General features: G+C 42.2%; 12 protein-coding genes. 9 read left to right on the forward strand and 3 right to left on the reverse strand.

Annotation, left to right across the window (positions count from 1 at the left end; genetic code table 11):
- Window positions 1-4: 4 nt before the first annotated feature.
- From betA to FTV14_RS02610, 3 genes are all read left to right on the forward strand, one after another.
- Window positions 5-1660, forward strand: coding sequence for a choline dehydrogenase (gene betA, locus FTV14_RS02600; protein WP_034705253.1), 1656 nt, complete (start codon window positions 5-7; stop codon window positions 1658-1660).
- A 127-nt stretch (window positions 1661-1787) separates the two neighbouring features.
- Window positions 1788-2558 carry a hypothetical protein gene (locus FTV14_RS02605; RefSeq protein WP_180053262.1) on the forward strand — a complete coding sequence of 257 codons (771 nt, stop codon included), beginning with the start codon at window positions 1788-1790 and terminating at the stop codon, window positions 2556-2558.
- A gap of 355 nt (window positions 2559-2913) precedes the next feature.
- On the forward strand, window positions 2914-5112 hold the full coding sequence (locus tag FTV14_RS02610; RefSeq protein WP_180053263.1) for an OsmC domain/YcaO domain-containing protein: 2199 nt from the start codon (window positions 2914-2916) through the stop codon (window positions 5110-5112).
- A 162-nt stretch (window positions 5113-5274) separates the two neighbouring features.
- Here the strand turns inward: FTV14_RS02610 and FTV14_RS02615 are convergent, their stop codons facing one another.
- The gene (locus tag FTV14_RS02615; protein WP_004785687.1) at window positions 5275-6111 is read right to left on the reverse strand and encodes an IclR family transcriptional regulator; all 837 of its coding nucleotides are present in this window, start codon (window positions 6109-6111) and stop codon (window positions 5275-5277) included.
- A 569-nt stretch (window positions 6112-6680) separates the two neighbouring features.
- On the opposite strand from FTV14_RS02615, the gene FTV14_RS02620 reads away from it, so the two are divergent.
- From FTV14_RS02620 to FTV14_RS02640, 5 genes are all read left to right on the forward strand, one after another.
- Window positions 6681-7835 (forward strand): acyl-CoA dehydrogenase family protein, encoded by a 1155-nt coding sequence (locus FTV14_RS02620; RefSeq protein WP_034171043.1) that lies wholly within the window; start codon window positions 6681-6683, stop codon window positions 7833-7835.
- 32 nt (window positions 7836-7867) lie between these two features.
- The gene (locus FTV14_RS02625) at window positions 7868-9067 is read left to right on the forward strand and encodes an acyl-CoA dehydrogenase (RefSeq protein ID WP_180053264.1); all 1200 of its coding nucleotides are present in this window, start codon (window positions 7868-7870) and stop codon (window positions 9065-9067) included.
- Window positions 9068-9277: 210 nt separating this feature from the next.
- Entirely contained in the window at window positions 9278-10558 is a 1281-nt protein-coding gene (locus FTV14_RS02630) for an MFS transporter (protein ID WP_180053265.1), read from the forward strand.
- Between the two features lie 50 nt (window positions 10559-10608).
- On the forward strand, window positions 10609-11277 hold the full coding sequence (locus tag FTV14_RS02635; RefSeq protein ID WP_180053266.1) for a 3-oxoacid CoA-transferase subunit A: 669 nt from the start codon (window positions 10609-10611) through the stop codon (window positions 11275-11277).
- Window positions 11277-11951, forward strand: coding sequence for a 3-oxoacid CoA-transferase subunit B (locus FTV14_RS02640; protein WP_180002014.1), 675 nt, complete (start codon window positions 11277-11279; stop codon window positions 11949-11951). Before FTV14_RS02635 ends, FTV14_RS02640 begins: the two co-directional genes overlap by 1 nt.
- Before the next feature lie 166 nt (window positions 11952-12117).
- On the opposite strand, the gene FTV14_RS02645 is transcribed toward FTV14_RS02640, so the two are convergent.
- The gene (locus tag FTV14_RS02645) at window positions 12118-12429 is read right to left on the reverse strand and encodes a hypothetical protein (RefSeq protein WP_180053267.1); all 312 of its coding nucleotides are present in this window, start codon (window positions 12427-12429) and stop codon (window positions 12118-12120) included.
- A gap of 144 nt (window positions 12430-12573) precedes the next feature.
- Between FTV14_RS02645 and FTV14_RS02650 the strand changes: the two genes are divergently transcribed.
- The gene (locus FTV14_RS02650) at window positions 12574-12957 is read left to right on the forward strand and encodes a hypothetical protein (protein ID WP_180053268.1); all 384 of its coding nucleotides are present in this window, start codon (window positions 12574-12576) and stop codon (window positions 12955-12957) included.
- A gap of 68 nt (window positions 12958-13025) precedes the next feature.
- Here the strand turns inward: FTV14_RS02650 and FTV14_RS02655 are convergent, their stop codons facing one another.
- Entirely contained in the window at window positions 13026-14225 is a 1200-nt protein-coding gene (locus FTV14_RS02655) for an MFS transporter (protein WP_180053269.1), read from the reverse strand.
- Window positions 14226-14242: the final 17 nt, after the last annotated feature.

The raw sequence follows: 14242 nt of genomic DNA on the forward strand, positions 1-14242 counted from the left end.
TTTGATGAATTACGACTATATTATTATCGGTGCGGGCTCTGCGGGTAATGTTCTGGCAGCGCGTTTAACTGAAGATCCAGATACTAAAGTGCTATTACTTGAGGCAGGTGGCCCGGACTATCGTCTGGATTTTAGAACCCAGATGCCGGCTGCTTTGGCTTATCCTTTACAAGGACGCCGTTACAACTGGGCCTATCTGACCGACCCAGAACCCCACATGAACAATCGCCGTATGGAATGCGGCCGTGGTAAAGGTCTGGGCGGTTCTTCACTGATTAACGGCATGTGCTATATCCGTGGTAATGCTATGGATCTGGAACAGTGGGCTAGCTTTAAAGGTCTGGAACATTGGAACTATGCGCAGTGTCTACCCTATTACAAAAAAGCTGAAACCCGCGATATTGGCGGTAATGACTATCATGGCGATTCAGGTCCGGTTTCAGTCGCAACACCTAAGAATGGTAATAATGAGCTGTTTCATGCCATGGTCGAAGCTGGAGTACAGGCGGGTTATCCACGTACCGATGACCTAAATGGCTATCAGCAGGAAGGCTTCGGGCCGATGGATCGTACTGTGACACCACAAGGTCGTCGTTCCAGTACGGCACGTGGTTATCTAGATATGGCCAAAGGTCGGGATAATCTCACCATTATTACCCATGCCATGACCAACCGGATTCTGTTTAACCGTAATCAGGCGATTGGCGTAGAATATTTTGAAGGTCAAAATACCTTACAGCCGATTCAGGTCTTTGCGGATCGTGAAGTTCTACTATGTGCAGGTGCAATTGCATCTCCACAAATCCTGCAACGCTCTGGTATAGGTCCGGCTGAATTGTTAAAAAGTCTGGATATTCCGGTGGTTCAGGACCTGCCGGGTGTGGGTGAAAACCTGCAAGACCATCTGGAAATGTACTTACAATATAAGTGCAAAAAACCGGTCAGCTTATACCCAGCATTAAAATGGTATAACCAGCCCATGATTGGCGCAGAATGGTTATTCCTGGGTAAAGGCATTGGTGCCAGCAACCAGTTTGAAGCGGGTGGCTTTATCCGTTCTTCGGATGAGTTTGAATGGCCAAACATCCAGTATCACTTCCTGCCAGTGGCGATTAACTATAATGGGACCAATGCTATTCATGAACACGGCTTCCAGGCTCATGTCGGTTCCATGCGTTCACCATCTCGTGGTCGGGTTCGCCTGAAATCCAAAGATCCGTTTGAACATCCAAGTATTCTGTTCAACTATATGAGTACCGAACAGGACTGGCGTGAATTCCGTGATGCCATCCGTATTACCCGTGAAATTATGCATCAGCCCGCCCTGGATCCATATCGTGGTGAAGAAATCAGTCCGGGCAAAAATCTGCAAACTGATGCAGAAATTGATGAATTTGTTCGTAATCATGCAGAAACAGCGTATCATCCGTCCTGTAGCTGTAAAATGGGTGAGGATGATATGGCAGTTGTCGATGGTTATGGGCGTGTGCATGAGATGCAAGGCCTGCGTGTCATCGATGCTTCAATTATGCCGCTTATTATTACAGGCAACCTCAATGCAACCACGATCATGATGGCTGAAAAGCTTGCAGATCATATCCGTGGCAAGCAGGCATTACCTGCTTCTACAGCGCCTTTCTACCGGGCCCCACGCGCTTAAGTCATGGCTATATTCCTGTTGCTTATTGCATCAAGGAATATAGCGAAATTTATTTTTACCCAAAGCTGGATAAGGCTGTAATCGGTTTCAGTGTTATCCATTCTTTGCTTAATATAATTTATATTTTATGAGAATTTTCAAACAAACAGTCCTTTTCGGCTGTGCTGCTGTTTCTAGTGTTTATTGTTTTGCAGATGATGCGGAAGCAAAAAAAATTGAAACCAGTGGAAACATCAGTGTAGTTTCTAAATACATCTCTCGTGGTCTGACCAATGCACCAGAAAATGATGACGTTGCTTTACAGGCAGCGCTGAATCTGGCTTATGGTAATTTTTATGTCGGTTACTGGGGCTCAACCTTAGGTTATTCCTATCCAGAACTGGAAGGCAAGAAATCACATCGCCGTGATAAAGTCGAACATGATTTTATCGTGGGCTATACCTATAGCAGTGAAAACTACGACTGGAATTTTTGGGATGCGACCTATTATTATCCGGGTGGCAGCCATACCACTTCAAATGAATTAGGTTTGAATGTAAGTCGTGCACTGAATGACAAGACCAGTGTTACAGCGGGTGTGTCGACCTATTTATATGATGTGGCCTATGCCAATCAGGGCGATACTTTTTATACCTTGGATTTAACCCATCAGATTAATGACAAGCTTGGTGCACATGTCGGTGCAGCAGGTGGTTATTTTAATGATGAAGGTAAATATGAAGGTAATGAGCTAGGTAATACCACAAAACAGCATGCTTTCCGTTATGCAACTGCTGGATTAAGTTATGAAGTTGCGCCGAAGTTGACCTTTTCTGGTGATTATATCTTCGGTGGTTACGACCGTTTCGGTGATAAGCAGCGCGATCTCGCTGTGTTTGGCATTGGCTATGACTTTTAATTTGGATCTTGATCTGATTTAAAATATGCATTTCGCAGTCCATGAAATCCAGTCGGGAACAGCAAGTATCAATAAAAACAGCCTGTTCCCGGCTTAAAGCCAGATTTTCTGAATATTTAATTAACAGATATTTTGATAAATCTGCAGGAAATTCGAGCAAACATTATCAATTTCATAAAATGATTCTATAATAGCGCCCATTCTTACTCGAGCTTATCCTGAAACTAACTGGTTGAAGGTTTAACCCGGGTTATTTTTATTTTTGAGTCAAATTCTCCTCCGTGATTCGGCTTGTATATTCAGATTTAGCATCTTATCTGTCCGTGGCGGCACATAAGAATATTTAGGTATCCACATGGAAATTAAGGTCAATTATCTCGATAATCTTCGTCAAGAAGCCAAGTTCGATGACTTCACGGTAATCGCCGATCAGCCGATTCGCTATAAAGGTGATGGTTCTGCGCCAGGTCCATTTGATTATTTTCTGGCTTCATCTGCGCTGTGTGCGGCGTATTTCGTTAAAGTTTATTGTGCAGCGCGTGACATTCCGACCGACAATATCCGTCTGTCCCAAAACAATATCGTCGATCCTGAAAACCGCTACAAACAGATTTTTAAAATTCAGGTCGAGCTACCAGCTGATATTTCTGAAAAAGACCGTCAGGGGATTTTGCGTTCGATTGACCGCTGTACCGTCAAAAAAGTCATTCAGACCGGTCCTGAATTTGTTATTGAAGAAGTAGAAAGTATTGATGCCGATGCTCAGGCATTATTAATGCCTAATCTGGCTTCAGACAGTCTGACCTGTATTCCGGGTAAAGACCTGCCACTGGAAGAAACCATTGCAAATATGTCTGCGATTCTGGCAGGCCTCGGCATGAAGATTGAAATTGCGTCTTGGCGTAATATCGTACCGAATGTCTGGTCACTGCATATTCGTGATGCTCAGTCACCAATGTGCTTTACCAATGGTAAAGGTTCAACCAAAGAAAGTGCGCTGGCGTCTGCACTGGGTGAATTCATTGAACGTCTGAACTGTAACTTCTTCTATAACGACCAGTTCTGGGGTGAAGATATTGCCAATGCAGAATTTGTGCATTATCCGGATGAAAAATGGTTCCAGCCAGGTCCAAATGGTGAACTGCCAGCCGAAGTTTTAGATGAACATACCCGTGAAATTTATGATCCTGAAGATGAGTTACTAGGTACTCATCTGTATGACACCAACTCGGGCAATAAAGCACGCGGTATCTGTTCATTGCCATTCGTACGTCAGTCTGATGGTGAAACTGTGTATTTCCCATCGAATCTGATTGAAAATCTGTACCTCAGTAATGGTATGAGTGCGGGCAATACTTTGGCTGAAGCTCAAGTACAATGCCTGTCTGAAATTTTTGAACGTGCGGTTAAACGCGAAATTCTGGAAGGCGAACTGGCACTGCCGGATGTACCTGAACACGTACTGGCAAAATATCCGAAAATTGTTGAAGGTATTAAAGGCTTGGAAGAACAGGGCTTTCCGGTACTGGTCAAAGATGCTTCTTTAGGTGGCCAGTTCCCGGTGATGTGCGTGACCTTGATGAACCCGCGTACGGGTGGTGTCTTTGCCTCATTCGGTGCCCATCCAAACTTTGAAGTCGCTTTAGAGCGTAGTCTGACTGAACTGTTACAAGGTCGTAGTTTTGAAGGCCTGAATGATCTGCCAAAACCAACCTTCAGTTCAAATGCAGTTACTGAACCGAATAACTTCGTTGAGCACTTTATTGATTCTAGTGGTGTCGTGTCTTGGCGTTTCTTCAGCGCAAAATCAGATTATGATTTTGTCGAGTGGGATTTCACCAATAATGGTCAAAACTCGAATGCGGATGAAGCTCAGGAATTATTCACGATTCTTGAAGACATGGGCCATGAAGTTTATATGGCGGTGTATCAGCATTTGGGTGCCACCGCTTGCCGTATTCTGGTACCGGGCTATTCGGAAATCTATCTGGTAGAAGATCTGGTTTGGGACAATACCAACAAGGCTTTGTTATATCGTGAAGATATCCTGAATCTGCATCGACTGGATGATGAACAACTGCAAGCATTGGTTGAGCGTCTGGAAGAAGCGGATGAAGACGATTATACCGAGATCCGTACCCTGATCGGGATTGAGTTTGACGAAAATACCGAATGGGGTCAGCTGACCATTCTTGAATTGAAACTGCTGATCTATCTGGCTCTACAGCAATTTGAAGAAGCTAAAGATCTGGTTGAGCAGTTCCTGCAATACAATACCAACACGGTTGAACGTGGCCTGTTCTATCAGTGCATGAATGTAGTGCTTGAAGTCATTCTGGATGATGAAATGGAACTGGAAGACTATGAACATAACTTCCGCCGTATGTTTGGCGATGCCCGTATGGATGCAGTCCTCGGTTCAGTAGAAGGTACAGTACGTTTCTACGGTTTAGCTGAAACCAATATGCAGCTTGAAGGTCTGGATCGTCATCTGCGTTTAATTGATAGCTATAAGAAACTGCATACAGCGCGTGCCAAGTTTGTAGCAGCGTAGTAAGTGAAGATGATTAGCTGACTTTGCTAGTCTTTAAATCTTTAAAAAAATAGCCCATCTTAGAATGGGCTATTTTTCTATTGCTCTAAAATTTTAGAAGTAATTTAAAAAAGAAAAAATAAAGGGCGATCCTTGCCGCCCATTTAAATCTTAAATAACAGCTTAAATATTATTTAAAGTCAAGGAAATGTTATTGACCATATGAATCAGACGAGGACCGATTTCATTTTCCAGTTTTTCCTGATTGAGTAAATAAGTTGGGGCACCACAGTTAAAGGTCAAAATACCATGTTTAGGGTGAATTAAAGGTACTGCGACAGAGTTAACATCTTTGGCCCAATCACCGAGAGATAAGCAATAGCCATAATCCTGATAATCGCGGATAGCACGTTCTAAATTACGCTTAATGGTTGGCCATTGATCTTCATTTCTTTTCTTGATCGCATCAAACAGATATTCACGTTCTTTAACTTCCATCGCAGCCAGACAGGCACGGCCCATCGCACTACTATGAATAGGCAGGGTAGAGCCAACTGGACGACGCATGGTCAAAGTAGACTCTGTGTGAACGACTTCCAAATAAATCATGCTCAGGCGATCACGGGTTGCCATTGCCACTGGCGCTTGCGCATAACGTGACATTTCTTCCATAAAGGGATAAGCCTGTGTACGAGCCGAAATATTGCTTAGCGCCGCATAACCCAAAGCCAATACGCCAACATCCAATAGGTATTTGGTCGTATTCGGTAACTGTTTTAGATAACCTAAAGAAACCAGCGTGCTGGTAATCCGGGCAACAGTCGGTTTTGGCAGATTAGTCAGTTGTGCAATTTCCTGGTTGCCCAGTAATTGATTCGTTGCAGAAAAACATCTCAGGATTTCTAAACCACGTGCAATAGACGCGATAAATTGCGGGTTATTTTCTCTATGAATATGTGAAATCGGATCTAAACGGATCTCATCAAAATTAGGTATTTCGCCAGTTTTATTTTTTGTCATGGTCAGAGCAATTAAAGGTAAATTAATAAATATGATAGCAATTAAATTTCACGATACAAAATAAAACACTTCTATTAATGATAAAAATAAATAAAAAAGTGCTCATTTTATCTGTATTTAAGTCAATTAGCGCTATTCAGCTAAAAACGATGCAGAATTTACAGGTTTTTGAGACCTGTAATGATCTTTAAGTATCTTTAGAAAATTTAAAGTTCGCCAGATAAAATTTCAGGAAAATGGAGCCAATAAAAACTAGAATCATCAGCACGATTTAATTGAAACATTCTTATCTCGCTGCGCTTTTATAGAATCAATTATGACCTGATTCCGATCATCTAACTCTTTTCTAAATCTACTAACAATCTAAAAAATTTCGCATTGTGAAATAAAATTCTAACTATAATTTTTAATTAAAGCTAGAAAAATTTGCTTTTTTGCTTAAAAAATAAAATTTTTAATAATTTTTCTTGCTCAAAATGAATTTTTATGATTATTTATTTCGTATTACGAAACTAAAATTAAAGGGTAAAGGAATTTACCCAGATGAACTAAATAACATGGAGATCCCTATGATTCGCGATCCGGAAATGCTCGAGCAACTTCTTTCGACTATTCGTAACTTTGTCAAAAATGAACTAGTCCCTTTAGAACATGAAGTTGAAGAAAGTAACGCGATTCCTGAGCGTATTGTCGAGCAGATGAAAGAATTAGGTCTGTTTGGCCTAACTATTCCAGAGGAATACGGCGGTTTAGGTATCACCATGGAAGAGGAAATTCTGGTCGCAATGGAATTAGGCCGTACATCGGCTGCATTCCGTTCTTTGATCGGGACCAATAATGGGATCGGTTCAAGCGGGATCGTGATTGACGGTACAGAAGAGCAAAAACAGAAATACCTGCCACGTTATGCGACTGGTGAAATCATTGGTTCATTCTGTTTAACTGAGCCAGATTCAGGTTCAGATGCAGCATCTTTAAAAACCAGCGCGGTTAAAGATGGCGATTACTATATTTTAAACGGTACCAAACGTTTTATTACCAATGCACCGCGTGCAACGACATTTACGGTGATGGCGCGTACCAATCCTGATATCAAAGGTGCAAGCGGCATTTCTGCATTCCTGGTAGAAGCGAATACACCGGGCCTAAGTCTGGGCAAAATTGATAAAAAAATGGGTCAACACGGTTCATACACTTGTGACGTGATTTTTGACAACTGTAAAGTTCATAAAGATCAGTTGATCGGTGGTGTTGAAGGCATTGGCTTTAAAACTGCAATGCGTGTCCTGGATAAAGGCCGTCTGCACATTGCTGGCTATAGCGTAGGTATGGCAGAGCGTATGCTGGAAGATGCTTTAAATTATGCAGTGGAACGTAAGCAGTTCGGTCAACCGATTGCGAATTTCCAGCTCATCCAAGGCATGCTGGCAGACTCTAAAGCTGAGATTTACGCAGCCAAATGTATGGTTCTAGATGCTGCTCGTCTGCGTGACGAAGGTAAGAATGTGACCACAGAATCTTCATGCGCGAAAATGTTTGCCACTGAAATGTGTGGCCGTGTAGCGGATCGCTGTCTGCAAATTCATGGTGGCGCGGGCTATATCAGTGAATATTCAATTGAACGTTTCTACCGTGATGTGCGTTTATTCCGTCTGTATGAAGGTACAACTCAAATCCAGCAAATCATCATCGCACGTGAAATGATTAAACAAGCGACCGCTTAAGCAGCAGATTTTAGAATATTGGAAATATTAAAATGAGCACAAGAATTAGATTTGACTGGCAAGATCCATTTTTACTGGAACAGCAACTGACTGAAGAAGAGCGCATGATCCGTGACAGCGCACATGCATACTGTCAGGACAAGCTGATGCCACGCGTATTAGAACAGTTCCGTCATGAAAAAACTGATCCAACCATTTTCCGTGAAATGGGTGAACTCGGTCTGTTGGGTCCAACCATTCCTGAGCAATACGGCGGTGCCGGCTTAAATTATGTCAGCTATGGTCTGATTGCCCGTGAAGTAGAACGTGTGGATTCAGGTTATCGTTCAATGGCCAGCGTACAAAGCTCGCTAGTGATGGTGCCAATCAATGAATTTGGTTCTGAAGAACAGAAGCAGAAATATTTAGCGAAATTGGCGACCGGTGAATATATCGGTTGTTTCGGTCTGACTGAACCAGATCATGGTTCTGATCCGGGCAGCATGATTACTCGTGCCAAGAAAGTCGATGGTGGTTACCGTCTGACTGGCGCAAAAATGTGGATTACCAACAGTCCGATTGCAGATGTCTTTGTGGTTTGGGCAAAAGAAGTGTCTCCTGAAGGCAATGTCGGTGATATTCGCGGCTTTATCTTAGAAAAAGGCTGGGAAGGGCTTTCTGCACCAGCGATTCACGGTAAGGTTGGCCTGCGTGCTTCGATTACCGGTGAAATCGTGATGGACAATGTTTTTGTACCAGAAGAAAACGCGTTCCCGGAAATTCGTGGTCTAAAAGGTCCATTTACCTGTCTGAACAGTGCCCGTTATGGTATTGCCTGGGGTGCGATGGGTGCAGCTGAATTCTGTTGGCATACAGCGCATCAATACACCATGGACCGTAAACAGTTCGGCCGTCCATTGGCTGCGAATCAGCTGATCCAGAAAAAACTGGCAGACATGCAAACTGAAATTGCGTTGGGTCTGCAAGTGGCTTTACGTTTTGGCCGTATGAAAGACGAAGGCATTGCTTCAGTAGAAGGCACTTCACTGATCAAGCGTAATAACTGTGGTAAAGCCTTAGATATTGCCCGTTTAGCGCGAGACATGATGGGCGGTAACGGCATTTCTGATGAATTCGGTGTGGCACGTCATCTGGTGAACCTGGAAGTGGTCAACACTTATGAAGGTACACATGATGTACACGCCTTAATTCTAGGACGTGCTCAAACAGGTATTGCTGCATTTTCCAACTAAATGCAGATCAACTTCTAGCCAGCATTGCTGGCTAGTTTGTTTTGGCTGACTTTAATTAAAGTCAGCCAATCCAGTTCTGGGATAGATTTTAAAAATCTAGTCAGATTCAGAATTAAAGATCAATCAAACCCTTTATGTTTCATTTAATTAATTAGGTGAAACATAAACTTCTAAAAGGCACAGGAGTGCCAGCAAAGTGTAAAGGACATTATGAATACGCTTAATTCACAACAAAACCTTCTACCAGAAGAAAATATGCCTAAGAAAAAGGTCTGGATTCTGGCTTTTATCTTTTCATTTTTAGCGTTATTGGTAGACGGTGCAGATCTTGCACTATTAGCCTACAGTCTAACCAGCCTCAAACAAGAATTTTCTTTAAGTAGTATTCAGGCAGGTGCACTCGGTAGCTGGACACTTGCTGGTATGGCAATCGGTGGCTTTTTTGGTGGCTGGGCTTGTGACCGCTTTGGACGAGTTCGGGTGATTGTGATTGCGATCGCTTTATTCTCTTCATTAACCTTCTGGCTAGGCTTTACTCAAAGCTATGAAGAATTTAAGTGGTTGCGATTCTTTTCAGCAATTGGCTTAGGCGCCCTCTATATTGCCTGTAATACTCTAATGGCAGAGTATGTGCCAACAAAATATCGTTCTACAGTACTTGCTGCTTTAATGACAGGTTGGACACTGGGTTCAGTCGTTGCCACTGTACTTGCAGGATGGTTACTTCCAGAGCTAGGCTGGCGTTACCTTTACTATATTGCCATTGTTCCGATTGTTCTTGCGATTGGCATGTTCTTCCTGGTACCAGAACCACAAGCCTGGCTAAAAGCCCGTCAAGAACGTCTTGCAGCTAAAGCCTGCGGCGTAGTGCAAGAAAAACCGAAGAATACCTTCAAAATGATTTTTGCCGATGCGTTAAGCCGTCGCATGTTCATCCTCTGGTCGTTTAGTACGGCATTCTTACAGTTTGGTTATTACGGTGTAAGTAACTGGTTACCGGCTTATCTGGAATCAGACTTAGGTATCAAATTTAAAGAAATGACCACCTATATGATTGGGACCTTCCTGATCATGATGTGTACCAAAGTGATCGCAGGTATTATTGCGGATAAAATTGGTCGTCGTGCTGTATTTGCTTTCGGTACCATGGGCACCGCAATCTTTATCCCCATCATTGTCTTTGGCAACACACCGGACAATATCTTATGGCTCATGCTGTTTTTCGGATTCCTTTACGGTATTCCATATGGCATTAACGCGACTTATATGACTGAAAGTTTCTCTACCAAAGTCCGTGGTACAGCTACAGGTGGCGCTTATAACATTGGCCGTCTAGGCGCAGTATTGGCACCTTTAACTATCGGCTATTTTGCGCAAGGTGGATCAATTGGTACAGGTCTACTCATCATGAGTGTGGCTTATTTTATTTGTGGTTTGATCCCGGCCATTTTCATTAAAAACCGTTTGTTTGACCCACAAAAAGCTGACTAATTAATTGATCAAACATTTATAAAGACAGGAAGATGCTAGGAAGCAATTAAATGAATAAAATCACACAGGATATCGAAACCATACTCAAGCAGATTCCAGATGGTGCACATATTATGACTAGTGGCTTCGGTCTGGCAGGACAGCCAATCGAACTGATTGAAGCTTTGATTGATATTGGTCCTAAAGATCTGACCATCATCAACAATAATGCTGCTTCTGGTGATCGTGGCCTAACCAACCTATTATTGTCAGGACTGGTAAAGAAAATGATCTGTTCATTTCCTCGTGCCAATAACTCCAAGGTGTTTGAAGAGCTGTATAAAGCTGGAAAGGTTGAACTAGAGTTGGTACCACAAGGCAATCTGGCTTGCCGTATTCAAGCTGCAGGTGCAGGTCTGGGGGCTATTTTTACGCCTACAGGATACGGCACTAAGATAGCTGAAGGTAAGGAAACCCGCCATATCAATGGCAAGGACTATGTGCTGGAATATCCAATTCATGCAGACTATGCCTTGGTTTATGGCAATCAGGCTGATCAATGGGGCAACTTGACCTACCGTAAAGCAGCGCGAAACTTTGGCCCGTTAATGGCAAAAGCAGCCAAAACCACGATTGCTCAAGTACATGAAATTGTAGAGCTAGGCGAGCTTGATCCAGAGATTATCGTAACACCAGGTATTTTTGTGCATCATGTGGTGAAGGTAGGAGATATTAAATAATGACAATTCAAAAACGTACACGTGAACAAATTGTAGAAAAAGTTGCACAAGATATTCCAACCGGTTCTTATGTGAATTTAGGTATTGGTTTACCAACACGCGTTGCCGGTTATTTAAAACCTGAACAGGATATTATTCTGCATTCTGAAAATGGCGTTCTGGGTTTTACCGCTTTAACTGACCCTGAACTCGCTGATGATGATCTGATTAATGCCGGTAAAGAACTAGTCAGCATGCTGGATGGCGGCAGTTTTATGAACTCCGCAGATTCCTTCGATATTATGCGTGGCGGCCATTTAGATTTCTGTATTATGGGCGCCTTTCAGGTTGCCGTAAATGGTGATCTCGCTAACTGGCATACCGGTGCACTAGATGCCGTCCCAGCAGTGGGTGGGGCGATGGATCTGGCAGTTGGTGCTCGCTGTGTTTATGTTTGCATGGAACATGTCACTAAAAATGGCGAACCACGGATTGTGGAAGAGCTGACTTATCCAATTACCGGTAAAAACTGCGTTGACCGTATTTATACCGATTTGTGCATTATTGAACTCAAAGATAATCAGGCTTGGGTGCTAGAAATAGTGGATGGCTTGAGTTTCGAAGAACTTCAGCAACAGACCGGATGCAAGTTGCTCGATGGCCGTGCAGCTGCACAGTTAAAAGCATCCATATAATAAGCTAAATCTTTTAAATATGGTTAAAAATCGCAGCTTAGGCTGCGATTTTTTATACGCTGTATATTTATGCGCTTAGTTGCGTATTCTAAAAGCGGACATTTCTATTTTTAGCTTACAACTAAATTTTGCATAATCGCCATTATGTTAAATGAGCTAGAAATTTTTAGGCAAAGCTTATTACAAAATCAATAATTAATAAGATACATCCAATTTTCCCTAGTGTATGAGCAAAGATCCCAACTGGTGAGAGAGATAGAAATTTATCTTTGGAAAAGAAATTTCTTAACGTTACTTCAGCTGTGAGTTGTTCATAAGTCATTAGAACGCCCATTTCAATACATACTAGAAATAACCCGATATTTCCTAAATATGCACTTATTTCTGTTTTACCATCTACAATATCCGAATAAATTTGGAATAAAGAGAATGCTGCAAATCCAAAACAGAAATACTTGAAATATGATTGCATCTTCATTCGGTTTTATTCAAAAGATTAAGTGCCATCAATCTAATGTATTTGTACAAGAAGTAATAGATATACCTGGAACAAGAGAAAACATTTCTTAGCAACTACAAGGCTAAAAATTCTAAACTTTCATTAGAAGAGATCATGTAACAAATGGCATATTATTTAAAAAATTTATTAGGCTCATTTGTAGGTTTAGTAGCTTTAACTGGTGCTGTATTAACACTGTTTGCATATAGCTCTGGGCCTTATATGACCCTAGGTATTATCTGCGGAATCATTCTTATGATATTAGGATTAACGCTCATTGGTTATATCAATGCAGCTACCGCACTGCAAAGTAAGACTCAACAAACCTTATACTTACATTCCGTATTAGTGATCTTGCTCTTCGCTACAGACTTAATTTTTGGCAATTTAGACTTATTGTTTACTATTTTAAGAAACATAGGCTTCTTTGTAATACTCCAATTTGGAGTCTATCTTTATGTAAAAAAGCGACAAATGAGCTTTAAAGAATTTCTAAAATTAACATAGATAATGTGTCATGTACTGCGCACCCAATCTTATATTCTATGAGTGCACAAGGTATGAGTTTAGATTGATTATGACTGGGACTGGATATTGACCAGATTGCGTTCTCGGCTTAGGTCGTAACGGTTAATACTAAAGATCAGCAAGGCAAAGACAAAGCCTAATGCAACGCATGCTGACCAGCCATACATTTTCCATAGGTTTAGCGATAGAAATGCACCGATCCCGGCACCTGAAAAATAACAGGTCATATAAATGGCATTAATACGGGAACGGGCCTGCACTGAGATCCGATATACCAGATTCTGATTTAAAACATGTAGCGAAGAAATCCCAAAATAGGCAGGAATTAATCCAATGATATATACCCATAAATAGCTTTGCGCAAAAAACAGGGGAATCCAGGCCAGAATTAAACCTGTGGTAGCGAGTTGTGCAACCCATTTTTCCCGATGTCGACCAATCATTTTACCGGTCCATTGTGATGACCAGATGCCGACTATACCAACGATGCCCATTAACCCAATCTGGAAATCATTAAAATGGTAGGGGGCTTCCGCCAGTACAAAAGTCATGGTGGTAAAAATAATACTCAGCATACCAAAGCCCAAACCACCAATGATGCTGCGTCGAATCAGCATCGGTTCAGTTTTGGCAAAGGTAAATAGTGAGCGATAAATCTGCAAGATGCTCATTTGTAGCTGGCTTTTCGCTTTAGGTAACTGATACCACATGGCGATGCTGAGCAAGAGAATAGAACAGCCACTCAATAGGTAAACGGCATGCCAGGACCATAAGGTAGAAATCAGTCCTGATACAGTTCGGGCAAATAGAATACCGACCAAAACACCACTCATCAGCAGACCAACCACTTCAGCACTTTTTTCTCTTTGAGACAGGTTAGCGGCAAAAGGAATCAGAATCTGGGTGGTAATCGAACAGAAAGAGGCGAGCAGGGTAAAACCATACAGCATATGCAGATTAGTACTGGCAGAAAGCCCGATCAATGCCAGACCGGTACATAGCATGAGGCTACAAATGTAGAGACGTTTTTCAAATAAATCGCCTAGAGGCACAAACAAAAATAACCCGGTGGCATAGCCAATCTGGGTTAAAACCACAGTCCAGCCAGACTGAGCTACACTGATTTGCAGATCCTCTGCGATAGAATAAATCAAGGGCTGGTTAAAATAGTTACAACCTGCGCAGAGTGCGCAGGTCATTGCCATCATGAACATGAAACGGCGTGAAATTTGCCCTTGGGCTGACATCCTTGTCTCCTGAGGCT

This window comes from Acinetobacter sp. YH12236 (genome assembly GCF_013417645.1).
GTDB lineage: Bacteria > Pseudomonadota > Gammaproteobacteria > Pseudomonadales > Moraxellaceae > Acinetobacter.